A 23,662-nucleotide genomic window follows, 5' to 3' on the forward strand; every position below is an offset into this window, starting at 1 on the left:
GGGTGCGGCGGGTGATGCGGCGGCGGCGCGGGATTTGTATGTCGATTTGGTGCGGGATTGCATACGGGTGTTGGGGGCTGACCATCCTGATGCTCTGTTTGCGCGGGATTGGCATGCGTTCTTTACGGCTGAGGCGGGTGATGCGGCGGCGGCGCGGGATCTGTATGTCGATCTGGTGCGTGACCGCGTGCGGGTGTTCGGCTCTGATCACCCCGATACCTTGCATGTGCAGAATCAGCATGCTCGCTACACTGCTGAGGCGGAGTGACGGGGGCCTGTTCGTACGGCCACTCATGTCCGGAGTCAGAGCGTGAGGCTGCGACGAGGTAGACGTATCGGCGACTGCGTAACCCGTAGCCACTGCCTGAAGCTGCTTTTGCGGGGCCTGTGCGGACGGGAAAGCGTCGACCGCCGCTACACGCGTCGTCGTCTTGCAAGGCGCGCACCTGGCGCGCCCGTCGGCAGGTGCGCTACCTCCATGGCAGCAGCGGCAGGGATCGGCTCGTTCGGTTCTCGCGTGTCTCGACACCACGTGACCTCCACGCCACAGCGGAACTGATCCCCCACCTCATAGATGCATGCACTGGGCTGACCCGCTTTCCCTAAACTCTCACCGTGTTGAGGTGGGCAGCGCCAACTCCGCCCAGAGGGTCTTGGTGATCCGGTCGTCCGTCCTGTCGCCCCAGCGGTCCGCCAGGGCGTCCACCAGCAGCAGCCCGCGGCCGGACTCCTCCGCCGGGCCCGGCGGTTCGGCCCCCCGGGGCGGCAGCGGTTTGTCCGCGCGTGCGTCCGTGACCTCCACCCGCAGCCGCCGCCCGGCGGACGCCGTCCCGGTCAACGTCAGGCGCAGCCGGAAGTCCCGGCCGACGCTGCCGCAGTGCCGCACGGCGTTCGCCGCCAACTCCGCCACGACCAGCGCCGCATGGTGCGAGGACGTACTGCGGTACGGGACCGCGTGCTCGTCCAGCCACTGCGTCCCGAGCAGCCGCGCGAGCCGCGCGCCGCGCCGAGTCGAACTGAGCTGCATGCAGAACGTGGCCGACGGCACCTCCGATCCGGCCCCCACCTGGGGTGGCCCGGGCCGGCGAATTTCCTGTGTTCGCGGATTCATAGCGTGACGGTCTCGTCACCCGACTAGCGTGGCCCAGGTCAGGAGCGCGTCCCCCGGCCGTTGGTACGGCCACGCGCGCGCTCTTGCGCGGGGATGTACGGGCCGTCCGCCGTGACCGACCCACGGCATGACGGCGTTGACGCGGAGACCCGTAAGAGGGCGCACGAGGACGTGAGAGCGATGACCGACCCGAACCAGCACACCCCCTCCCCGGAGCCGGACCGGAAGAAGGACGGCCGTGCCGTCCCCGCACCCCGCACGGCCGCCACCCCGCAGCAGCGCAAACGCGAGGACGACCGCCCCGGCATCTGGGTCGGCTACGGCAAACTGCTGCGCAAGTTCCGGCTGGCCGCCGGGTACTCGCAAGAAGCCCTGGCCCCGCTCCTGGGCTACTCGACCGAACAGCTCGCCTCCGTCGAGCAGGGCCGACGCCCAGCGAAGGCGCCGCTCACCCTGGCGGCCGAGCGGGTGCTGGACGCTGGCGACGTCCTCTCGACCCTCCAGGAGGATGTGGACTTCGCCAAACTGCCGCCCTTCTTCCGTGACTTCGTGCTGCTGGAGATGGAAGCGGTCAGCCGGTTCGACTACGACCCGCTGCTGATCCCCGGCCTGTTGCAGACCGAGGGGTATGCGCGTGCCCTGTTCGAGGGGCACGTGCCCATGCTGGACGAGGACGCGATCGAGGACAGCATCGATGCCCGGCTGAGCAGGCAGAAGATCCTCACCAAGCGGCCGATGGTGGACTTCTCCTTCGTCATCGGAGAGGCGGCTCTGCGGCAGGAGCTGGGCGGTCCGGACGTGATGAGGGAGCAGTACCGGCATCTGCTCGACCTGGGGGCGCTGCGCAACGTGGCCATCCAGATTGTGCCGATCGGGCGTGCTTTCCATCCCGGGCTCAATGGGGGCATGGTGATGGTGGAGACGGAGGAGCGGCAGCAGTTCGGATATTTCGAGTCGCAGGGCATCGGCCACGTGGTGAGTGACTCGAAGCACGTCAGTACATTCGCCCTACGGTATGGCAAGCTGCGGTCACAGGCGCTGAACGTCGAGGAGTCGGGCGCCTTCATCCGGCACTTGGCAGGAGAATGATGACCAACGAGCAGCGACAGCCCCTGTTGCCATGGTTCAAGAGCAGCTACAGCGGCTCTGACGGCGGCAACTGTGTCGAGGTCGCGCAGGCCCCCGCCACTGTGTACGTCCGTGACTCCAAGGACCGGCGCGGCCCCGTCCTCTCCGTCTCGTCCACCCAGTGGGCGGCCTTCGTCGCCCAGTTGGCGAGGCAGCGGCCCGAAGAAGTGTGAGACGGCGTGAACTTTCTCGGGTGGGCCGGCATCGAACTCCCTGCAAGTTGATCATTTGCACGTCGGTCATTCGGGCGTGCAGGCAGAGAGGGAGAGCATGCGCAAGTTCAAGCGTGCAGCAGTTGTCGGTGCCGGTCTCCTGGCTTTCTCGGGAATCGCCGTCGGTGCGGCCCAGGCTGCTCCGGCGGTCCACCAGGGCGAGGACATCGTCGTTCCCGGCACCAGCATCCAGGACTGCCAGGAGGTCGGCGACGAACTGCAGAACGCGGGCTGGATCGAGGGCTACGCCTGCATGGTGAACTCGGACGGCACCGTCTCGGTCACCCCGTACTACCGGGACTGAGCACTACCAGGACAGACGCCGCCGTCCCCGCCACCGCGAAAGCGCGGGGCGGGGACGGCGGGTGTGGGGCCGGGCACGTTCCAAGGGTCACCCGGCGAAGGAGAAGCTCAAGCGGACCGTCGAGGCATACCGGCAGTTCGAACAGGGCCGGATGCCCGCCGGTCCGGGAGCCGACGCGCTGCTGACTTCCTTCCGCGCCGTCGAGAAGAACCTGGCCGACCGCGACATCAGCCCCGGCTCGCCCCGACTCGCCCCGGGTCGATCCTGTCGTCGCGGCGCTCGAGCAATGCTCGGAACCTGTGGATCGGCTCCGGGAGGAACGCAGAGGGCGTACCTTCCCGAATGATCCTTTGACGGTCTCCGAATAGGCCCGCGTTGCGGTTCTCCTCCAAGATCCTGGCTCCCTGGTGCCGCAAGTCGCCGAAGGTCTCGGAGGTGCTGCCACTGCTTTACCTGCACGGACTGTCGTCCGGGGACTTCGTCCCGGCGCTGGAGCAGTTCCTCGGCGGCACGGCCGGCCTGTCGCCCGCGACCGTGACCCGGCTGACGAAGCAATGGAGCGATGACCACGCCGCCTTCCAGGACCGCGACCTGTCCGACCGCGGCTTCCTCTACGTGTGGGCGGACGGCGTGCACCCCAAGGTCCGGCTCGGACAGGCCCACTCGTGTGTCCTGGTCCTGCTCGGCGTCCGCCTCGACGGCACCGAGGAACTGATCGCACTTGCCGAGGGACTGCGGGAGTCCACCGATTCATGGGCTGACCTGCTGCGCGACTGCCGCCGCCGCGGCATGCGCGACCCCGAGCTGGTCATCGGCGACGGCGCGATGGGCCTGTGGAAGGCCCTGGCCGAGGTGTTCCCTGCCGCCCGCCACCAGCGCTGCTGGGTCCACAAAGCCCGTAATGTGACAAATTGTCTTCCGAAGTCCGCACAGTCGGGCGCGACGAAGGCGATGCAGGAGATCTGCAACGCCGAGGACCGCGTGCACGTGGAGAAGGCGATCGGGGCGTTCGCGAAAGCCTACGGCGCGAAGTGGCCCAAGGTCGTCGCGAAGATGACCGACGACCGTGACGAACTGCTGGCGTTCTACGACTTCCCGGCGGAGCACCGGGTGCACCTGCGGACCACGAATCCCATCGAGTCGACGTTCTCCACGGTAAAGCTGGGGACCAAGGTCACCCGGGGGGGGCCGGCAGCCCCGCTGCGGCCCTGGCGATGGTGTTCAAGCTCGCCGAGTCCGCCCAGGCGCGCTGGCGTGCGATCACCGGCGCCCACCTGGTCCCGCTCGTCCGTGCCGGCGCCCGGTTCGAGAACGGCATCCTGGTCGAGCGAGAGGAGACGGCAGCAGCCTGACACACGTGACCGGCCATAGGGTGTGCTCATATCACGAACCAGGGACGGTGGCAGCATGGACGACGGCACCCGCAGCGAACTCCTGAGCCGCCTGGCCGAGACGATTGAGTCCGTCACGGCCGGGCACCCGTTGCGCGTCGCCATTGACGGGCCGCCTGCCGCTGGCAAGACGACACTGGCCGACGAACTTGCCGTTGTCCTGCGCGCCCAGGGCCGCGAAGTCATCCGCGCGACGATCGAGGGCTTCCTGTTCCCCAAGGTGCAGCGCTATCAGCGCGGCCAGTACTCGCCCGAGGGCTGCTACTTCGACAGCCACGATCACGACACGATGTGCCGGGTCCTGCTCGACCCGCTGGGCCCAAGCGGTGACCGAAAGTTCCAGCAGGCGGTCTACGACCGAGGCACCGACACCGCATTGTGCCTCCCTGTCACTGAAGCACCCGCGGACGCTGTGCTGCTCTTCGACGGTGTCTTCCTCCTGCGCCCGGAGCTGGCTGACCGTTGGGACCTCAGCATCTTCGTGTCTGTCACGTTCGAGCGGACGCTAGATCGCGCCCAGACCCGAGGTGAAGCGTTGGCCGGATCCGCAGCCAGCGCAACCGAGATCGAGCGGGCCTGGCACAACCGTTACGTCCCGTCCCAGCAGCTTTACTTCGCCACGGCCCGCCCAACGGACCACGCCGACATCATCGTCCACAACGATGAGCTCCAGCGGCCGGCCTGGGAAATCCGATCACGCTGATCAGATCCACAGGATGTGACAATTGCTCCGGCGCCTCACCGCCCACTGCGCGCTCGATCACGGCCGTGATCACGGCCGCCCCCGATGACGCCGAGCTGCACCGGTGGCCGCTGCGCCGCCTGAAAGCCGCGAGCGATCCGCGCAGAGACGAGTACTTCCGGCTGTTCGCGCTGATCAACGACTGGCCGACACCGGAACGCCTCACCCCGGTGATCGACTGGTCCGTCACGGCTCTGCGGATACGGGCAGCGGGGCGCGCACCGCACGTCATCCGGAACCGTCGCATCGACGCCTGACCGAACCGCGGCGGCCTCGCGGGCCATCCCACGGCCCGAAGTCCCCCGACTCGACGGCCGGTGTCGCCGGGAGACCACCGCTCTCATGTCCTGCGGTCGGTGTTCAGGTGCGGGGATGTCCCGTCCGGCGCCTGCGTTTCGGATTCCACCGGTCCTCGTCGTGCACGCGTGATCTCTATGCTGACGACATGGTGGACATACCTCTTTCGGCACTGGAAGTCGCGGTGGTCCAAGCAGGCGCCGCGGCGGTGGAAACCCTGCGCGACACCGTGGACTTCGCACAGCACCTCGAACACCTGGGCTACCGACGGATCTGGTACGCCGAACATCACCATTCGCCCGCGATCGGCGCGTTCCCACCGGTCGTTCTGATCGCACACGCGGCCGCCTCCACCCGTACCGTCCGTCTCGGATCGGGTGGGGTCCTGGCTCCCCACCATGCGCCCCTGCTGCTGGCCGAACAGTTCGCGACGCTGGCCGCCCTGCACCCGGACCGGGTCGATCTCGGTATCGGACGCGGGCCAGGCACCTTCGACGAGGCCATCGCACGGGCGCTGCGCCGTGGAGCCGATCCGACGACGGACGCGGAGTACCGGAACGACATCTCGGCGACCCTGGCCCATCTGATGGACGACCAGGTGGCGCTCGGCCCGCTGCCGGAGCCGTGGCTACTGGCCTCCAGCACCGCGGGAGCCACCCTCGCGGCGGAACTCGGCCTGCCGGTCGCCGTCGCCCACCATATCCGGCCCGACAACACCGGTCCGCTCCTGGAGCGTTACCGGGCGGCGTTCACACCCTCACGCTGGTGCGAACAGCCGCGGGTGCTGGTGTGCGTGGAGACCATATGCGCCGAGACGGAGGAGGAAGCCGCCTGGCGAGCCGGACCGATGGACGTCGTCAAGGCGGGGCTGCTCAAAGGCGCGAGTGAGAAGCCGTTCCCCACCCCTGCCCAGGCAGCCGCCCACCACTTCACACCGCAGGAGGAGGAGGCGCTGGCCGCCTTCCGTGCCCAGCAGGCGCGTGGTACACCCGGGACCGTCGTGCGGCGGCTGAGAGAACTGGCTGTTTCGACCGGAGCGGACGAACTGATGCTGACGGCACCGGTCCACGACCTCCGGGACCGCCTCAACTCCTTCGAACTGGTCAAGAGGCACTACGAGGCCACGGCGGCACCGTAGGGCGTTCCGCGCACCGGCACGGGGCGGGCCCGGAGGAGGAGATATGCCTTCGCCGACACGGTCCGCACCGTGTCGGTCAGCCCGACTGCGCGACGCCCGGACCAGGTTGGAAAAGGCCCAGTGTCAGGTTCGTTCGTCACTACGCGGCGACCAGCAGGACCCGGTCCGCCATCGACAGGCTCCACGGTCGCCCTCCGCGGACCGCATCTGCGCCTTCGCGGCGCAGCGGGTGATCAGCTTGCTGAAGTGGCACAGGCCCAGCCCTGTGCACGGGGCTGTTCAGGACGGCTTGAGCACCGTGAACCCGCCGAACAAGACAAGGTCGTCTCACCCATGACCAGCAGTTGCGGAAAGTCCCTAGATATGGGCATGAGCGAAGAACCATTGCGGTACGACTTCATCTTCACCCCACCCGAAGAGGACGCCGCTGGCTGGAACCTCACTCTTTCCGGGTTCAGTCAGGCTCTGAGTCAGTCTTTCCCGGACTCTTCGGTCTCTCAAGAAGAGGGTACTCTGGGGCCCCGTGAGGCGCAGTCACTCAGCTTCGAAATCGAGCTCATGCCGGGTGAGTGGCTGGAAGGCATCGTGAGCACGCCCTTCCCCCGGACCGGCTCGGTCTTGCTCAGGCCGGCAACGCCCCTCCACGGTGCGGGGTTCGCGAAGTGGCTGCGAGACGCATATGTCCCCCGGCCCGCTCGGATCGAGGCGGTCGTCTCCTTGGCCCTGGAGAACGGAGTGGACAATGTCCGGTCGATTCCCCCAGCGGGAGACCTCGGCGCCATTGTGGAGGTACTGCGGGAACATGTCGCCGTGGTGGAGCAGCAGCTCGGCGGCTGACCGGGCGGGTCGCCTTCGTCGGGCGGCGCCCGCATCGCTGAGCCGGCACACGACGTCCCCGCCACCGCGAAAGCGCGGGGCGGGGACGGCGGGTGCGGGGCCGGGGGTCAGGCGGAGAAGCCGTCCACCGCGCGGGGGTCCCGGGGGCCGGGGCCGACATAGCGGGCGGAGGGGCGGACGAGGCGGCCGGTGCGCTTCTGCTCCAGGATGTGCGCCGACCAGCCGGCGGTGCGGGCGCAGGTGAACATCGAGGTGAACATGTGGGCCGGGACCTCGGCGAAGTCGAGGACGATGGCGGCCCAGAACTCGACGTTGGTCTCCAGCACCCGGTCGGGGCGGCGGGCGCGCAGCTCGGCGAGGGCGGCCTTCTCCAGGGCCTCGGCGACCTCGAAGCGGGGGGCTCCCAGCTCCTTGGCGGTGCGCCGCAGCACGCGGGCGCGGGGGTCCTCGGCGCGGTAGACGCGGTGGCCGAAGCCCATCAGCCGCTCGCCCTGGTCGAGCTGCCGCTTGACGAAGGCGTCCGCGTCGCCGGTGCGCTCGATCTCCTCGATCATGCCGAGCACCCGGGAGGGGGCGCCGCCGTGCAGCGGGCCGGACATGGCGCCGACCGCGCCGGAGAGCGCGGCGGCCACGTCGGCGCCGGTGGAGGCGATGACGCGGGCGGTGAAGGTGGAGGCGTTCATGCCGTGCTCGGCGGCGGAGGTCCAGTAGGCGTCGACGGCGGCCACGTGCTTGGGGTCGGGCTCGCCGCGCCAGCGGCGCATGAAGCGCTCGACGACCGAGTCGGCCTTGTCGATCTCCTTCTGCGGCACCATCGGCAGGCCCTGGCCGCGCGCGGACTGCGCGACGTAGGAGAGGGCCATGACGGCGGCGCGCGCGAGGTTGTCGCGGGCGGTGCGCTCGTCGATGTCGAGCAGCGGTTCGAGGCCCCAGACCGGCGCGAGCATGGCGAGCGCCGACTGGACGTCCACCCGGATGTCGCCCGAGTGCACCGGGATGGGGAACGGCTCGGCGGGCGGCAGGCCGGGGTTGAAGCCGCCGTCCACGAGCAGGCCCCACACGCTGCCGAACGACACGTGGCCGACCAGGTCCTCGATGTCGACCCCGCGGTAGCGGAGCGAGCCGCCTTCCTTGTCGGGTTCGGCGATCTCCGTCTCGAACGCGACGACTCCCTCGAGCCCGGGTACGAAGTCGGACATCTGGCGGCTCCCTCGTGAAGCGCCGTCAGTGCGGGCTGACGGCGGACGACCTCTGGCGTGGCTGCTCGGGGCAGCGGTCTGGCGTGGCTGCGCTGAGGCAGCGATTCGGCGTGAGCTGCGCTGAGGCAGCGTGGTCTGCGGTGCGGGCGCGGCTGAACGGTTCCGCTGCCGACCTCGCGGCTCACGGACCGGGCCGTCACCTCGGTCATGCCCGCCCCGACGGATGGTCACGCTCCCTTGCCTGTGGCCTGGAGCACGCTGGGCGGAGCGGCAACGATAGCTCTTGGTGTACGGCTGCCACAGCTCCCGGGGCAGGATTCTGGTGGTTCCGGCAGCTGCGCGGGAGGGTGAGATGAGGCACAGGGCCCGATTCCGGGCGTTCAGGTGTGCGACCCGCGTCCACCGGGCAGACTGTCCGACCGCGGCCGGGGTGGATGCTGCAAGATAGCGGCGTGCCTCACGCCGATGACGTTGACGACGCTGCCGCCGACCCCGCCGACGCAACCGCCACCACGGATCCGACGGATCCGACCACCCTCGATCCCGCCGCGATGCGGGCCCACTACCGGGACGAAGGGCTCAGCGAGAGTGAGCTGGCGCCCGATCCCTTCGCGCAGTTCACGCTCTGGTTCGCCCAGGCCACCGCCAGCGGGCTGCACGAGCCCAACGCCATGATCTGCGCCACCGCCGACGAACACGGCCGCCCCAGCACCCGCACCGTCCTGCTCAAGCGCCACGACGAGCGGGGCTTCGTCTTCTTCACCAACTACGGCTCCCGCAAGGGCCGCGAGATCGAGACAAACCCGTATGTGTCGCTGCTCTTCCCCTGGCACGGCATCGCCCGCCAGGTGATCGTCTCCGGCACCGCGGAGCGCACCGGGCGCGACGAGACGGCCGCCTACTTCCGCACCCGCCCGCACGGCTCGCAGCTCGGCGCCTGGGCGAGTGAGCAGTCCTCGCGGGTGGCCTCCCGCCAGGAGCTGGACCGGATGTACGCGGAGCTGGCCGCGCGCTACCCGGAGGGCGAGGACGTTCCGGCCCCGGCGCAGTGGGGCGGCTACCGGGTGCGGCCGGAGTCGGTCGAGTTCTGGCAGGGCCGGGAGAACCGGCTGCACGACCGGCTGCGCTACAGCCGCTCGGAGGACGGCGGCTGGGAGATCGAGCGGCTCTGCCCGTAGCGGGCGGTCCCGCCCCTGCCGGTCCCGCGTGCTTCGTGGCGGCCCCCGGGCCCGGACGGGCCCGGGCCGCTGCCGGGCCTCCGCCGGACTTCCGCGCGGCGGCCGGACAGGCCGCGCGGGCGGCAGCACGGCAGGAGAACAGCAGACGGCCCGTGGGCGACTCCCTCCGCCTGCGCGAGGCGGACGGCGTCGGTCGGACGAGTCCGACGAGCCCACGGGCCGGGTGACTGCTGTGGATTGGCCGGCGAACCGGCGTCACGCTAGTGGCGTCGGCCTCAGGCCGCAGCCACCTCACACGTCCGGTGATTGATCATCAGCCGGATCACCTCCTTTCCTGTGTACTCCCCACCGTAGGCACCGCCCCGAGGGGCGGCAATCGAATTTCGGGGCGGCAACGATTTCCGGGAACCCGCTGTGCGGTCCGTCACGTTCGAGTTGAATGATCCGTACACGTGTCGTGGCGCTCCGCGACGGGCGCCGCGCCGCGACCTGCGGGCGGACGCACAACCGACGGACAGCCACAGCGACAAGGGGGTGCCGAGGTGGCCGCTCGACCCGAGACTCACTCCGCGTCGTCCTCGGACGACGAGGGCGGGCCCGACGACGAACTCCTGCTCGCCGCGCTGCTCGACGGCATGGACGCGGCACTGTGCGCCTTCGACGCCGACGGCGTGGTCACCCACTGGAACCGCGAGGCCGAGCGGATGCTGGGCTGGACGCAGGAGGAGGCCGTCGGCCGCAAGGGGCTGGCCGGCTGGGCGGTGCGCCCGGCCGACGCGCCGGAGGTCGAGGGCCGGCTGCTCGGTGCGATGAGCTCGCCCGGCCGCCAGGTCCACGAGTTCGCGCTGCTGACCAAGGACGGCGGACGGGTGCTGGTGCGCATCCAGTCCTCCGGCGTCACCGGGGCCGACGGACGGCCCAAGGGGGTCTACTGCGCGTTCAGCGAGGTGCACGCGCAGATCGACCTGGAGCGCTGCATCGCGCTGAGCGAGGCGCTGCTGGAGGACGCCTCGTGGGGCGTCGTCCTGGTCGACGCCGACCTGCGGCCCACCGTCGCCAACGCGTCCGCGGCCCGCGCCTTCCGGGTGCCGGCCCGGGCCGCCATGCTCGGGCGCCCGCTCGGCGAGCTGCTGGAGCAGGGCATGGAGGAGCTGGAGGGCGCGCTCCAGCATGTGCTGGGCGAGGGCGCGCCGCCCGGTCCCGCCGAGATCTGGGTGACGCTGCGCCCGCCCGCCGACCGCGCGGGCGGCGCTGCCGACGGGGCGGACACCGGTCAGGAGGACGGCGCCACCGCGCAGGACGGCTCCGGCGGCCCCGGCCGCAGCGGCGGCTCCGGACGCGCGGGCGCGGGGACCCGTGGGGACGACGCGGGCGCCGTTCCCACGGAGTCGGCCCGCCGCCGCTGCTGGCGCAGCGGCTTCCTGCGGCTGGCGTCGCCGCTGGCCGAGGAGCCCGTGCCGCTGGGGGTCGCCTGGCTCTTCCAGGACGTCACCGCGCAGAAGCGGGCCGAACGGGAGGCCGCCCAGCTCCGCTTCCGGGACAGCCAGCTGCACCGCGCGGCGCGTGCGGCGGCCGAGTGCGCCGATCCCGCCGAGGCCGCCTGCCTGCATCTGGAGTTCGCGCTGGCCGGTTTCGCCGACCACGCGCTGCTCGACCTGGCCGCCGACCCCGGCCCCGAGCCCTCGCGCGCCCGGGACGCCTCGCTGGACGCGCTGCCGCCGAGCGACCCGCGGCTGGTGCGGGCCGCGCTGACCCCCGCGGTCGAACGCGGTCGGCCGCCGTTCATCGAACCGGGCACCGCCAGCGGCATCCCCGTCGCCTATCCGGAAGGGCATCCGGCGCTCCAGGCGTACCAGCGCTGCACCTCGGTGCGGGCCAGCAGCGGCGAACACCGCGGTCCGGATGCGGTGGAGTGGGCCCGGTCGCGCAAGTGGCCGCGGGGCAGCGTGCACGGACTGTGCACGGTGCTGCGCTGCCGCGGCCGGTCGCTCGGCGTGGTCACCTTCCTGCGGGACGCGGGCCGCCGCCCCTTCGACCGGGAGGACGCCGACTACGCGGAGCAGATCGCCGCGCACGTGGCGGCCGCGGCCGATCTGGCCGGCGTGCTGGAGCACGGCCGGCGGTAGCAGTCGGCGATGGCGGTCAGCGGTCGGCGGTGGCCGTCAGCAGTAGAAGATCCGGTCCGCGTACTCGGCCATCACGCGGGCGTTCCAGTCGTGTCCGCCGTCCACGTTCCCGGAGCGCAGCATGGGCGGCTCCACGCCGCTGCGGGCCAGCGCCCCGGTGGCGGTGGCGACGATGGCCTGCATCACCGCGCTGGTCACCACCGTGGAGGCGGGCGCGAACGGTGCGTCGACGCCCTCGGCGGTCAGTTCGGCGTCGCCGAGCGGGATCCGGCTGTCGACGACGAGGTCGCAGTGGTCCTTGAGGAAGGTGCCGGTGGTGTGCCGGGACCGGGTCTGCTCCGCGTACGCGACCGAGGTGACGCCGATGACCTTGAGGCCGAGCGCCCGCGCGTTGAGAGCCAGCTCCACGGGGAGCGGGTTGCGGCCGGAGAGGGAGATGATGATCAGTACGTCGCCCGCGCGGGCCGGGCTGGAGTCCAGCGCTGCCGCCGCCAGCCCGGAGACCCGCTCCAGGGCGCTGCCCAGAGTGGCGGGACGCACATCCACGCCGACCGCGCCGGGGACGTTGAGCAGGTTCATCACCGCGAGGCCGCCCGCCCGGTAGACGGTGTCCTGCGCGGGCAGCGAGGAGTGGCCCGCGCCGAAGGCGAAGATCCGGCCGCCCTCGGCGACCGTCTGCGCGAGCAGCTCGCCCGCGGCCTCGATCCCGGCCGCCTCCCCGTCCCTGACCTCCTGGAGCAGCGCGACGGCCGCGTCGAAGAAGTCCTCGGCCAGCTTCCTGTGCGCCTGCTTCGGCAGCTCGGCCTTCTCGCCCATCGCGCGCCCTTCGCGTCCGTGGTCCCCGCGGCCCTCGTCCGTGGTCCCCGCGGCCCGGTTCCGTTGTGTAGTACGCCGCTCACGTTGCGGTTCGTACGGCGCTCACGTTGAGGTCCGGACCTTTCTTCTGTCAACCGCCGGGCACCTGCCGCCGGTCCCGGCTCGCGGGCGGGACGGCGCGGTTGTCGGTGCGATGCGTCAGAATTGCTCGAGGGCCACCGCACGAGCTGACTAGGGGCTACGCAATGTCAGGACTCATCGACACCACGGAGATGTATCTCCGCACCATCCTGGAGCTTGAGGAGGAAGGTGTGGTCCCGATGCGTGCCCGCATCGCCGAGCGCCTGGACCAGAGCGGTCCCACGGTCAGCCAGACCGTGGCGCGGATGGAGCGGGACGGGCTCGTCACGGTCGCCGGGGACCGCCACCTGGAGCTGACGGACGAGGGCAGGCAGCTCGCCAAGCGCGTGATGCGCAAGCACCGGCTCGCGGAGTGCCTGCTGGTCGACGTCATCGGCCTGGAGTGGGAGCAGGTGCACGCGGAGGCGTGCCGCTGGGAGCACGTGATGAGCGAGGCGGTCGAGCGCCGGGTGCTGGACCTGCTGCGGCACCCCACCGAGTCGCCGTACGGCAACCCGATCCCGGGCCTGGAGGAACTGGGCGAGCCGGCCGAGGCCGACCCGTTCCTCAACGAGGGCCTGGTCAGCCTCAACGACGTGGAGACGGACGGCGACGGCAAGACCGTCGTGGTCCGCCGGATCGGCGAGCCGATCCAGATGGACGCGCAGCTGATGTACACGCTGCGGCGGGCCGGTGTGCAGCCCGGCGCGGTCGTCAGTGTGAACGCGGGCTCCGCGGGCGGCGTCCAGGTGGGCAGCAGCGGCGAGGCGGCGGAGCTCGGCACGGACATCGCCGCGCACGTGTTCGTGGCCAAGCGCTGAGCGTCGCCTCCCGGGCGTCGGGCGTCGGGCCTCGGCCGGTGCCGGGCGTCGGCCGTCGCTGTCGAGCGTCCGGGTGGTGCGCCGGGGCCGGCTTTTCGGGGTCGTGGCGCCGTGCGGCCTGCTGTGCCGGCGTTGCCCGCTGACCAGGATGCCCGTGCCGGTCGTGCCGGTCGTGCCGGTCGTGCCGGTCGCCCGGCGCGTGGACTGGGCGTGCTCGTGCCGGGACAGCGGCCCGGTGTGCCGGGCCGCCGCGGGGGCGCGTCCGGCCGCGAATGCTCCGGTTCCGGTTCGTCGCGCCCCGGCGCTGACCAGTGCGCCCTGCCGCCCGCTGAGCGCCGGGCGCCGCCCGCGGGGAGGGGCGTCTTCCCAAAATCTCCCCGCCGTACCAGAGTTGCCCGGACATGAGCGGTCGCGTGGGTACCGTGCGACGCTGTCGCTGCCGGGAGGGGAGCCATCGATGCAGTGTTCCGCGGGCTCTGCGGCGCCCCGCTCGGGCGGACCGAGCAGGCGGGACTCCGGTGCCTTCGGCTTCCGGAGCCCCGCCTCCCCATGTCCCCCCGCGGCGACCCGGAGCCCCGAGCTCTCAGGGTTTGCCGCCCTCCCGGTTCCTGTCTCCCCCGGGGAGGGACGGGCAACCCCGCGACGATGTCACTCGAAGGTGGGGTATTCGCCGTGAGTCCCGACTGTTCGAATAAGGGTTCGATAGTCTGACGCGGCGGTCACGGGAGTGGGGGTGTCACGACGCATGGTGCGACGGATCGATGTGACGGGTGTGGACGGAATCCACCTGGCGGCCTGGGAGTTCGCCGACCCGCCCAAGGCCGGTCCCGAGGCCGTGGCCGGGAGCGCCCCCGGGCCCGGTGCGGCGTCCCGCGCGCCCGGCAGCAGCCGGGGCGGGACACAGCGCCGCAAACCGCCCGGAGTGCTGTTACTGCACGGACTCATGGGCCGTGCGTCGCACTGGGCGAGCACCGCCCGCTGGCTCACCGACCGCTACCGCGCGGTCGCCCTCGACCAGCGCGGCCACGGCCGGAGCGACAAGCCGGACGAGGCCCGCTACGACCGGGAGGCGTATGTCGCGGACGCGGAGGCCGCGCTCGAACAACTCGACCTCGCCCCCGTCGCCCTCGTCGGTCACGCCATGGGCGCGCTGACCGCCTGGCAACTCGCCGCCAAGCGGCCCGACCTCGTCCAGGCCCTGGTGATCAGTGACATGCGGGCCTCGGCGCTCGGCGAGCAGTCCCAGCGCGAGTGGGAGGAGTGGTTCACCTCCTGGCCGGTGCCCTTCGCGACCCTCGCCGACGTCCGCAGATGGTTCGGTGAGGACGACCCCTCGCTGGAGCGCTCCCGCGCCTCACGCGGTGAGTTCTTCGCCGAGGTGATGGCCGAGCGCGAGGACGGCTGGCGGCCCGTGTTCTCCCCCGAGGTGATGATGCGGGTCCGCGAGGCGTGGGTGCACGACGCGCACTGGGATGAACTCGCCCAGGTCCGCTGCCCCACCCTCGTCGTCCGCGGTCTCGACGGCGAACTGGGCCGCGCCGAGGCGCAGGAGATGGTGCGGGTGCTGCCGCGCGGCATCTACGCGGAGGTCACGGAGGCCGGGCACCTCATCCACTACGACCAGCCCGACGACTGGCGCCGCGTCGTGGAGCCCTTCCTCCAGGCGGCCCTCCCCGCAGGCGCCTGACCGGTCCGCCCCACCGGCTGCCCCGCGTTCCGCGGGGGCAGGCGGGATCCGGGGCCCGGGACCTGCTTCCCGGACCCGGACCCGGCCCGTGACTCGGCCCCGGGTCCGTCAACGCGCCGCCGCGGCGGTTCCGGCCACCCGGTACGGGGCTGCGGCCGGGCCGTTCCGGGCCGGGTGCGCGCGGGGGCCCGCTCCCGGCACCGGGCCGGGTGGCGGGCCGCCGGGTGCACCCGGGGCGGGGCCGGTGGCGGTGGGCGAGCCGGTCGTCGTGCGGTCCGCCGGCCCGGCCGGCCCCGCTGCCGTGCGGCCCGGGCCGTCCGCCGCCGACCGGGCCGCGCTGTCCGGCGCGGTGCGGACCGCGCGTCCCGCCGCCTCCCGGCCGCAGGCGTAGGCGAGCGTGGGGAGCAGTTCGTCGACGTCCGGCAGCCAGCGGTTGGCGGCGTTGGGCTCGCGGGCCCACTGGACGGCCCCACGGGTGCCCAGCCGGGTGGGCGGCGCCGCCACCCAGTCCCCGGCGCTCTTGGTGCGCAGGTCCAGTGCGGAGGGGGACCAGCCCAGGCGGCGCAGCGTGGCGGGCGCCTTCGCCGCGACGCCGGGCAGTACGAAGAAGAGCATCCTGCCGTCCGGGGTGCAGGTGACCGGCCCCAGCGGCTGCGCCATCCGCTCCAGCCGGGTGAGCGCGAGACAGCCGGCCGTCTCGGGCACCTCCAGCGCGTCGAAGGCGCGTCCGGTCGGCAGCAGCACGGCGGCGCGCGGTTCGGTCGCCCACAACCGGCGCACGGTCGTCGCGCTCCCCGTCGTCTCGTCCGCCCAGCGGGCGCGCGCGGGATGTGCGCCGGGCGCGGGGCAGGTGCGCTCCCCGCAGGAGCAGCGCGGCACGCCGTCCACCGTCTCCAGCCAGGTGCCGGGGAAGACGTCCCAGGCCCGCTCCTGGGCGTAACGCACCGCGTGTTCCAGGGGAGTGGCCTGCGGTGCCGTGCGCTGCCCCGGGATGCGCGGGCGCGTGGTCGCTCCGGTGGCGTCAGAGGTATCCGAGGTATCAGAGGTATCCGAGGTAAGCGTGATGGTCTCTTCCACGACCATCACAACTTTCGTCCCCCGCAAGGGTTACGGGCGCGGAGCGGAGCGGCTCGGGGCACGACGGCGCATACGCCGGTCGAGCCGTCGCTGTTTCCGCAGCCCAGGGGGGGCAGCCCGCGCTCGGAACGGCGCATAGGGGCATGTGTAGGGGCGCGTACCCAGAAGGGCGGTCCTGGGTGGGTAGTCCCCCTGCGGTGCATTGCGCTGTGAAGGGCGGGGTTCGAGGGAATCACGGGCATATGCGCCGCGCACGCAGCAGTGATCGGGCCCGGTCAGCACGGAAACCACGGAGGGGGATCTCATGGCCGCCAGGCCGCTCGTCGCGAGGCAGCCCAACGAACGCCTGCAAGCGCTCATCCAGGAAGCCGGGTGCTCGAACGCGGGCCTGGCCCGCCGCGTCAACATGTGCGGGTCCGAGCACGGACTGGACCTGCGCTACGACAAGACCTCCGTGGCCCGCTGGCTGCGCGGGCAGCAGCCGCGCGGCCGGGCACCCGGCATCATCGCCGAGGCGCTCGGCCGCAAGCTGGGCCGGACCGTGACGATCGACGAGATCGGTATGGCCAACGGCAAGAACCTCGCCTCCGGAGTGGGGCTGCGGTTCGCGCCCACGGTCGTCGGCGCCGTCGAGCAGGTCTGCGAACTGTGGCGCAGCGACGTGGGCCGCCGGGACTTCCTGACGGGTTCGACCGTGGCGGCCTCCGCACTGGTCGAGCCGAGCCGTGACTGGCTGATCACGCAGCCCGACCATCAGGTCTCCCGCTCCTCCGGGGCCCGGGTGGGCGAGCCGGACGTGGCCGCCGTGCAGGCGATGACCGAGGCGCTCTCCGACCTGGACCACCGCTACGGCGCCGGCCATATCCGGCCCGTCGTGGTGCACTACCTCAACAGCGTGGTCTCCGGGCTGCTGGCCGGCTCCTACAAGGAGGCGGTCGGCAGGTCGCTGTTCGCCGCCGTCGCCCGGCTGACCGAACTGGCCGGCTACATGGCCGTGGACACCGGGCAGCACGGGCTGGCGCAGCGCTACTACATCCAGTCCCTGCGGCTGGCCCAGGCCGCCGGGGACCGGGCCTACGGCGGCTATGTGCTCGCCGCGGGAATGAGCCACCTCGCCGCGTCGCTCGGCAACCCGCGGGAGATCGCGCAGTTGGCGCGCGCGGCACAGGAGGGCGCGCGGGGGCGGGTGACGCCGCGGGCCGAGGCGATGTTCCACGCGGCGGAGGCCCGCGGGCACGCACTGATGGGGGACGAGCGGGCCTGCCAGGGGTCCGCGTCCCGTGCGCTGACGGCGATGGACGGTGCCGAGTCGGCCGCCGGGGCCGGCGACGACCCGCCCTGGATCGCGCACTTCGACCGCGCCTACCTCGCGGACGAACTCGCCCACTGCCACCGCGACCTGGGGCAGGCCGAGCGTGCGGCGGCCCGCGCGGAGGAGGCCGTCACCGGCCACCCGGAGGGGCGGGCGCGGCGGCGCGCGATCGGACTGTTCCTGCTGGCGGACGCACAGGTCCAGCAACGCGAGGTGGAGCGCGGCTGCCACACGGCCGGCGAGGCCGCGCGGCTGCTGGCCGGGCTGCGGTCGGACCGGGGAGCGGAGTATCTGGAGGACTTCCGGCTGCGGCTGGAACCGTACGGGGCGGAGCCCGTGGTGCGGGAGTTCAACGAGAGTCTGGAGCCCACCCCCGCGGCGTGAGGAGCGGGCGCCCACATGTGAGCCGAATGTGGCGCGACACATGCACCGGCGTGGATGCCGGCGCGTGAGCCGACGTGCGTACCGAGGTCCGGGACCCCTCGAAGAAATGCCGCATGCATCCCCTTCCGGGTGCTTCATGCCGACATCAGGTGAAGGAAGGGTGTCCGCACATCTGGGTGCGTGGTCGCCCGTTGGGGTGACCCGGTAGCGTGACCCGACGCTTCCGCTAGCCATGCGATCGAGGAGTCTTGGTGACAACGCACAACGGACGCGGACAGGACGGGACTTCCGGCTCTCCCGGCTCTCCCGGTGACGCCCTGCCCGCCTCCACGACCCCCTACGAGGGAGTCGTGCTGCCGTCCAACGGCGACCCGTGGACTCCTCAGCAGCAGCGCCAGGTCCAGTCCGAGCGCGACCGTGTGCAGCCGCCGGCCGGGCAGCCGTGGGGCCAGCCCTGGGGTCCCGGCTCCGAAGCGGCCGGGGGCGGGGCCCCGGAGGCCGGAGCCGGGCCCGGCTACTGGGGTGCCCCGCAGGACGGCGACCGCCCCGGCGCACTGCCCCTGCCGCCGGAAGGCACCCCCGCCCGCCCGCCGCACCCCCCTTCGCTGCCGCCCGAGGGCGCGGGACCGCAGCCCGGGCCCGGAGACTTCGGTCCGGGAGGACCGCAGGCGCCGGGCCCCGGCGCACTGCCGCCCGAGGGCGCCCAGGGCTACGGCCGGCCCGGCCCGGACGCCTACGGCCCCCCGGCACCGGACGGCGGCGCGGGGTATCCGCAACCGGGAGCGGCCGATCCGTACGGGTCGCCGGGGCAGGGCGGCGCCCACGCGCTGCCCCAGCAGCCGCCGGCGTACCCGCCGGCATACCCGCCGTCGACCGGCTCGACGGACGGCTCCGGGTGGCATGCCGCGCCCGCGGCGCCGCCCGCGCCACCCGCGGCACCGCCCGGCCCGCCGCAGGCCGGGGGAGCGGACGGCGACGCCACCCAGATGCTTCCGCCCTTCCCGGCGGACCTGCCGTCCGCAGCCGGTGCCGCTCCCGGCGGGCCCGCCGGCCACGGCGGTGCCGTCGGCCCCGACGACGGCACGCAGCTGCTGCCGCCGCAGCCCGCCGGGCCGGTGGGCGCCGGTCCGGACAGCGAGGCCACCCAGTACATGGCGCCCGTTGCGGGCGGCGACTCCGAGGCCACCCAGATGCTGCCGCCGATGTCCGCCGACGCGGGCCCGCCCGACGGCGGAGGCCACGGCCAGGGAGAGCCCGAGGCGCGCAAACCCCTCCCCGAGTTCGAGAACCTCTTCCGCTCCGACGCCCCGCGGTCCGGCGGGCCGGGGCGGGCCCCCGCGGGCCGGGACGAGCCGGGCTCCACGCAGAACCTGCCGGTGTTCGACCCGGCGGCGGGGCCGCAGGGACCCGGCGGCGGCTACGGCTATCCGCAGCCGGGCTCCCAGGGCGGCGGCTACGGCTATCCGCAGCCCGGTTCGCAGGGCGGCGGCTACGGCTATCCGCAGCCCGGTTCGCAGCAGTCCGAGCCGCAGCCGGGTGGCCGGGCGGCGCGGCGGGACGCCGGCCGCGGCCGCCGCCGCACACCTCCGTGGCTGCTGATCGGCGGCGGTCTGGCGGGGGTCGCCGTGGTGGGGCTGGTCGTCGGCCTCCTCCTCGCGGACGGCGGCGACAGTTCGGACGGCGACAAGCCGAAGGCGTCCACGGCTCCCGCGGGGGAGGAGTCGAGCGCTCCGGCCGACCCGGCCGAGGCGCAGGCCAAGAAGCTGGACGCGCTGCTGGCCGACAGCAACAACAGCCGCTCCCAGGTCATCCGTTCCGTGCAGAACATCAAGAACTGCACACAGTTGGGCAAAGCGGCCACCGATCTGCGGTCGGCCGCCAAGCAGCGGACCGGTCTGGTGCGGCGGCTCGGCGAGCTGGAGACGGACAAGCTTCCCGACAGCGCGGAGCTGAACTCCGCGCTGAAGAGCGCCTGGCGCTCCTCGGCCTCCGCCGACAACCACTACGCGGCCTGGGCGGACCAGGCGGCGGGCAAGAAGGGCTGCCACAAGGGCAAGGCCAAGACGACGCGGCAGCTCGCGGCGGCCAACCGCGCCAGCGGCTCCGCGACCACCGCCAAGAAGAAGGCCGCGGGACTGTGGAATCCGACGGCGAAGAAGTACGGCCTCAAGGAGCGCCCCTTCGGTTCGCTGTGAGCACCCCGCGCACGGGTGCCGCCGGGGAGCGAGGGCCCGCGCCCGGACGTCCGGCAGGCGGAACGTAGGGTCGGTGACCATGCAGCAAGCAGGTTCGGTGAAGTCTTCCCGACGTGGGCGTCGTTCCACCACCATGGACGGCATGCCTGTCAACGACGTGCCCTGGTGGCGCTGGCGCAGCAACGTGCGCTCCGCGCTGCACATGCTCTCCGACCAGACCTTCCAGCACGAGTGCTGGCTGGCCGGACGTCCCGGATACGGCGATGTCACGGACGCCGTCTACCGCCTGGTCGAGGACACCTGGCTGGACAACTGGTCCGCGGAGAAGTATGTCGGGACGATCTTCCGTGACGTGCAGGAGGCGCAGGCGGTGGACGCGGCGGTGCTGCGGGTGCTGCGCATCATGCACCAGGTCGGCGCCGACGCACCGGTCGCCTCGTATCTGGAGCATCCGGAGTGGCCGGAAGCCGTCCGGGCCGCGCGGGAGGCGCACACCCTGCTGGCCGGCAACGACGGCGACGACCCCGACGAGCCGCCCCGCTCGCTGGAGGTCCTGGCGATCACGCTCAGGGCGGTGTGACGGGAGGTACCGGGCGGGCGTGACCGGGCCCGGGGGCCGGGCGTGCCCGGGATCCACGGGCCGGGTGCGACCGGACGCACCGGCTGCCCGCACCGGATGCGGGAGCACGTCCGCGATGTGCCAATCTTGGGGCCATGAGCCAGTCGCACCCCGCTCCCGACCGTTCCGCCGAAGCCGCCGGGGGCACCGAAGCCGCCGGAGCCGCCGAGAGCGGGCAGCCGGGTCAGTTCCTCCTCACCCTCTCGTGCCCGGACAACCAGGGCATCGTGCACGCCGTCTCCAGCTATCTGTTCATGACCGGCTGCAACATCGAGGACAGCCAGCAGTTCGGGGACCGCGACACCGGGCTCTTCTTCATGCGCGTCCACTTCACCGGGAACACCACCGTGGAGAAGCTGCGCGCCAGTTTCTCCGCCATCGGTGAATCCTTCCGGATGGACTGGCAGATCCACCGGGCCGAGGAGCGGATGCGGGTCGTCCTGATGGTCAGCAGGTTCGGGCACTGCCTCAACGACCTGCTCTTCCGCTCGCGGATCGGTGCGCTCCCCGTCGAGATCGCCGCGGTGGTCTCCAACCACACCGACTTCGCCGAGCTGGTCGCCTCCTACGACATCCCCTTCCACCACATCCCCGTGACGAAGGACACCAAGGAGGCGGCCGAGGAGCGGCTGCTGGAACTCGTCGAGGAGGAGCGGGTCGAGCTCGTCGTCCTCGCGCGCTACATGCAGGTCCTCTCCGACAACCTGTGCAAGCGGCTGTCCGGGCGGATCATCAACATCCACCATTCGTTCCTGCCGAGCTTCAAGGGCGCCAAGCCCTACCACCAGGCGCATGCCCGCGGCGTCAAACTCATCGGCGCCACCGCGCACTACGTGACCGCGGACCTCGACGAGGGCCCGATCATCGAGCAGGAGGTCGAGCGGGTCAGCCACGACGTCACCCCCGAGCAGCTGGTGGCCGTGGGGCGGGACGTGGAGTGCCAGGCGCTGGCCCGCGCGGTGAAGTGGCACAGCGAGCACCGCGTGCTGCTGAACGGCCACCGCACCGTCGTCTTCACCTGACGATCCGACGCCGGACCACCTGACGGCCTCAGCCCCCGGCGCCCCGATGACGCGGCGCCCTGCCGCCCCGGCGCCCGGACGGCCCGGCCCGGCACCGCTTCCGGCGGGCCCGCTTCCGGTTCCGGGGCCGTCAGAGGCGGGAGAGCGAGGCCGTGGCGTAGAGGACGTCCTGGATGGCCTGTGGGTCGCCGTCCTGGCCCGCGGCGGCGTCCAGCGGCGGGACATGGCCCGCGGCGAGCTGGCAGAACTCCAGGTCGTCCAGCGCGATGTGGGCGACGGTGCGCTCGGGCGAGGCGCGGGTGCCGGGGGAGTCCAGCGGGATGTACCAGTCGCCGCCCCCGCTGCCCTCGACCTCCAGATGCAGCGTGCGCCCCGGTGCTCCGGCGGCGGCCAGACCGCGCACCGGCGGTGCGAGACCGCTGCGCCGGCGGGCCGCGATGGCCCCGGGCAGCTGCCGCGCCGCGAGGTCGACGAGCTGGTTCAGATGTGCCGGGCCGGGCGGTTCGTACGGGTAGTCGACGGCCTGTGCGACGTCCCCGGCGTGCAGCCAGCACTCGAAGGCCCGGTCCAGGAAGGCGTCCCGGAGCGGGAGCGTGAAGCCGCCGTAGTCCACGCGCCGGTCCGGCGCGGCGGGACGCTCGCCGCCGGAGCCGGCGTCCTCGGCGGCGAGGAACGACACATCGCGGATCAGCGCGTGGCTCTGCTCGCGCCAGCGCTCGCGGGCGGCCTGGGCGCGCTGTCCGGCGTCGTCCAGCGCCCAGTAGACCTCCGTCCGGGTCTGCGGTCCGGCGCCGGGACCGGTGGGCAGGGCGCCCGAGGGCATCGGGTCGGGCAGCCCGATACCCGTCGCGACCAGCCCGTCCACCGCGAGCAGATGGCCCAGGACACCGGCCACGGTCGTCTCCCGCGCGGCCTGCCGCTCGCCGTCGAACCAGCGCAGCCGCACCGGAGCGCGCCACTCCGCCTCGGCCATGTCGCGCAGCAGTGCGTCCAGCCGGGCCGTCTCGGCGTCGTACGGAGCCGCCCAGGCGGGTGTCGGTATACGGGCCGGGCGGCGGTCGAGGCACCCCTCCAGGACCCGGGAGCGCAGCATCGGGTCCAGATCGAGGCTGTCTTCGGCATGCAGCAGGCCGACCGCGTCCCGCAGCCGCAGCGCCTCCTCGGCGCAGGGCGCGCAGTCGGTCAGATGCGCTTCGACGGCGGCCGTCTCCGCCGGGGAGCAGGCCGCCAGCGCCCAGGCCCCGAGCAGCGAGGTGAGCACCCGGTGCTCGTGCGGGCCGGGCGGGGTGTCCGCGGTGCCGGTCGCGGGCGCCCGCCCGCTCGGCTCTGGCCCGGCGGGCTGTTCCGGACCCGGTCGGGCCGGTGGCCGGCTCACGGCCGGTGCCCCGTGCCGGGTGGCGCCACGGCGGGCCGGGGCATCGCGGAGGAGAGGAGCTGGAGGCCCAGCCGCAGCCGGCGCCGGGCCTCGTCCTCGGTCACACCGAGGGTGCGCGCGGCCTGCCGGTAGTCGTGCCGCTCGAAGTAGGCCAGTTCGAGGGCGGCACGCAGCGAGGAGGGCATGGAGGTGACGATGTAGTCGGCCCGGGCCGCGGCTGCGGCCGCACGGACCTGTTCCTCGAACCGTTCGGCCTGCTCCGGGGAGTCCGGGTCCGCGTCCCGCCGCTGCTGCCGGCGGAGTGCCGCGGTCGCCGTCCGCTGGGTCAGCGCCGCCACCCAGGCCCGCATGGGTCCTTCGCGTGGATCGAAGGCGCGCGGGTGCTCCCAGATGTAGGCGAAGACCTCCCGCGTCGTGCTGTCGGCCGCCGCCTCGTCGGCCAGCACCCGGTGGGCGAGGCCGTGCACCAGGGAGGCGAAGCGGTCGTAGAGCTCGCCGAGCGCCGCGGCCTCACCGCGCGCGAGCCGTTGCTGCATCTTCCGGTCCCAGCGCGGTGATGTGTCGTTCGCCA

General features: G+C 72.6%; 21 protein-coding genes and 2 pseudogenes. 17 read left to right on the top strand and 6 right to left on the bottom strand.

Annotated elements, in window-relative coordinates; all coding sequences use genetic code 11:
• Positions 1–268, top strand: a 268-nt coding sequence (locus tag A949_RS36920; RefSeq protein ID WP_158687650.1) for a tetratricopeptide repeat protein, incomplete at its 5' end; no start/stop codon positions are given.
• 342 nt (positions 269–610) lie between these two features.
• Here A949_RS36920 and A949_RS0128630 read toward each other — a convergent pair.
• The gene (locus tag A949_RS0128630; RefSeq protein ID WP_237735935.1) at positions 611–1,027 is read right to left on the bottom strand and encodes an ATP-binding protein; all 417 of its coding nucleotides are present in this window, start codon (positions 1,025–1,027) and stop codon (positions 611–613) included.
• Positions 1,028–1,291: 264 nt separating this feature from the next.
• On the opposite strand from A949_RS0128630, the gene A949_RS0128635 reads away from it, so the two are divergent.
• From A949_RS0128635 to A949_RS0128670, 8 genes and pseudogenes are all read left to right on the top strand, one after another.
• Positions 1,292–2,200 (top strand): helix-turn-helix domain-containing protein, encoded by a 909-nt coding sequence (locus A949_RS0128635; RefSeq protein ID WP_019359490.1) that lies wholly within the window; start codon positions 1,292–1,294, stop codon positions 2,198–2,200.
• Positions 2,200–2,412, top strand: coding sequence for a DUF397 domain-containing protein (locus A949_RS0128640; protein ID WP_019359491.1), 213 nt, complete (start codon positions 2,200–2,202; stop codon positions 2,410–2,412). Before A949_RS0128635 ends, A949_RS0128640 begins: the two co-directional genes overlap by 1 nt.
• A 97-nt stretch (positions 2,413–2,509) precedes the next feature.
• A complete protein-coding gene (locus A949_RS0128645) occupies positions 2,510–2,755 on the top strand; it encodes a hypothetical protein (RefSeq protein ID WP_019359492.1) in 246 nt (81 codons plus the stop codon).
• Between the two features lie 378 nt (positions 2,756–3,133).
• Positions 3,134–4,107, top strand: a pseudogene (locus A949_RS34965) (IS256 family transposase); the annotation flags it as partial.
• 55 nt (positions 4,108–4,162) lie between these two features.
• Positions 4,163–4,849 (top strand): cytidylate kinase family protein, encoded by a 687-nt coding sequence (locus tag A949_RS0128655; RefSeq protein ID WP_019359493.1) that lies wholly within the window; start codon positions 4,163–4,165, stop codon positions 4,847–4,849.
• A 65-nt stretch (positions 4,850–4,914) separates the two neighbouring features.
• Entirely contained in the window at positions 4,915–5,145 is a 231-nt protein-coding gene (locus A949_RS0128660; RefSeq protein ID WP_019359494.1) for a hypothetical protein, read from the top strand.
• 188 nt (positions 5,146–5,333) lie between these two features.
• Positions 5,334–6,323: an LLM class flavin-dependent oxidoreductase gene (locus A949_RS0128665; RefSeq protein WP_026005124.1), complete on the top strand. Its 990-nt coding sequence runs from the start codon at positions 5,334–5,336 to the stop codon at positions 6,321–6,323.
• A gap of 333 nt (positions 6,324–6,656) precedes the next feature.
• Positions 6,657–7,160, top strand: a complete 504-nt coding sequence (locus A949_RS0128670; RefSeq protein WP_158687651.1) for a hypothetical protein — start codon at positions 6,657–6,659, stop codon at positions 7,158–7,160.
• A 107-nt stretch (positions 7,161–7,267) separates the two neighbouring features.
• On the opposite strand, the gene A949_RS0128675 is transcribed toward A949_RS0128670, so the two are convergent.
• The gene (locus A949_RS0128675; RefSeq protein WP_019359497.1) at positions 7,268–8,359 is read right to left on the bottom strand and encodes a citrate synthase 2; all 1,092 of its coding nucleotides are present in this window, start codon (positions 8,357–8,359) and stop codon (positions 7,268–7,270) included.
• Positions 8,360–8,910: 551 nt separating this feature from the next.
• Here A949_RS0128675 and pdxH point away from each other — a divergent pair.
• Positions 8,911–9,537: a pyridoxamine 5'-phosphate oxidase gene (gene pdxH / locus A949_RS0128680; protein ID WP_026005125.1), complete on the top strand. Its 627-nt coding sequence runs from the start codon at positions 8,911–8,913 to the stop codon at positions 9,535–9,537.
• A gap of 542 nt (positions 9,538–10,079) precedes the next feature.
• A complete protein-coding gene (locus tag A949_RS0128685; RefSeq protein WP_019359499.1) occupies positions 10,080–11,663 on the top strand; it encodes a PAS domain-containing protein in 1,584 nt (527 codons plus the stop codon).
• 36 nt (positions 11,664–11,699) lie between these two features.
• Here A949_RS0128685 and A949_RS0128690 read toward each other — a convergent pair whose 3' ends face one another.
• Positions 11,700–12,479: an SIS domain-containing protein gene (locus tag A949_RS0128690; protein WP_019359500.1), complete on the bottom strand. Its 780-nt coding sequence runs from the start codon at positions 12,477–12,479 to the stop codon at positions 11,700–11,702.
• Between the two features lie 245 nt (positions 12,480–12,724).
• Here A949_RS0128690 and A949_RS0128695 point away from each other — a divergent pair, with 245 nt between their 5' ends.
• On the top strand, positions 12,725–13,420 hold the full coding sequence (locus tag A949_RS0128695; RefSeq protein ID WP_019359501.1) for a metal-dependent transcriptional regulator: 696 nt from the start codon (positions 12,725–12,727) through the stop codon (positions 13,418–13,420).
• A gap of 745 nt (positions 13,421–14,165) precedes the next feature.
• Positions 14,166–15,107 carry an alpha/beta fold hydrolase gene (locus tag A949_RS0128700; protein WP_019359502.1) on the top strand — a complete coding sequence of 314 codons (942 nt, stop codon included), beginning with the start codon at positions 14,166–14,168 and terminating at the stop codon, positions 15,105–15,107.
• A gap of 366 nt (positions 15,108–15,473) precedes the next feature.
• Here A949_RS0128700 and A949_RS34970 read toward each other — a convergent pair.
• Positions 15,474–16,190 (bottom strand): annotated as a pseudogene (locus tag A949_RS34970) (bifunctional DNA primase/polymerase); the annotation flags it as partial.
• Positions 16,191–16,488: 298 nt separating this feature from the next.
• Here A949_RS34970 and A949_RS0128710 point away from each other — a divergent pair.
• The 4 genes from A949_RS0128710 (at position 16,489) to purU (ending at position 21,716) form a co-directional block, all read left to right on the top strand.
• Positions 16,489–17,880: a hypothetical protein gene (locus tag A949_RS0128710; protein ID WP_019359504.1), complete on the top strand. Its 1,392-nt coding sequence runs from the start codon at positions 16,489–16,491 to the stop codon at positions 17,878–17,880.
• A gap of 251 nt (positions 17,881–18,131) precedes the next feature.
• Complete coding sequence (locus A949_RS0128715; RefSeq protein WP_026005128.1) at positions 18,132–20,075, top strand: hypothetical protein; 1,944 nt, start codon at positions 18,132–18,134, stop codon at positions 20,073–20,075.
• A gap of 79 nt (positions 20,076–20,154) precedes the next feature.
• On the top strand, positions 20,155–20,655 hold the full coding sequence (locus A949_RS0128720; protein WP_078565567.1) for an SCO4402 family protein: 501 nt from the start codon (positions 20,155–20,157) through the stop codon (positions 20,653–20,655).
• A 134-nt stretch (positions 20,656–20,789) separates the two neighbouring features.
• Positions 20,790–21,716, top strand: coding sequence for a formyltetrahydrofolate deformylase (gene purU / locus A949_RS0128725; RefSeq protein WP_019359507.1), 927 nt, complete (start codon positions 20,790–20,792; stop codon positions 21,714–21,716).
• A gap of 130 nt (positions 21,717–21,846) precedes the next feature.
• On the opposite strand, the gene A949_RS0128730 is transcribed toward purU, so the two are convergent.
• Both A949_RS0128730 and A949_RS0128735 read right to left on the bottom strand, forming a co-directional pair.
• A complete protein-coding gene (locus tag A949_RS0128730) occupies positions 21,847–23,091 on the bottom strand; it encodes a zf-HC2 domain-containing protein (protein WP_078565562.1) in 1,245 nt (414 codons plus the stop codon).
• Entirely contained in the window at positions 23,088–23,627 is a 540-nt protein-coding gene (locus tag A949_RS0128735; RefSeq protein WP_019359509.1) for an RNA polymerase sigma factor, read from the bottom strand. Before A949_RS0128735 ends, A949_RS0128730 begins: the two co-directional genes overlap by 4 nt.
• Positions 23,628–23,662: the final 35 nt, after the last annotated feature.

This window comes from Streptomyces sp. AA1529, assembly GCF_000280905.1.
Lineage (GTDB): Bacteria > Actinomycetota > Actinomycetes > Streptomycetales > Streptomycetaceae > Streptomyces.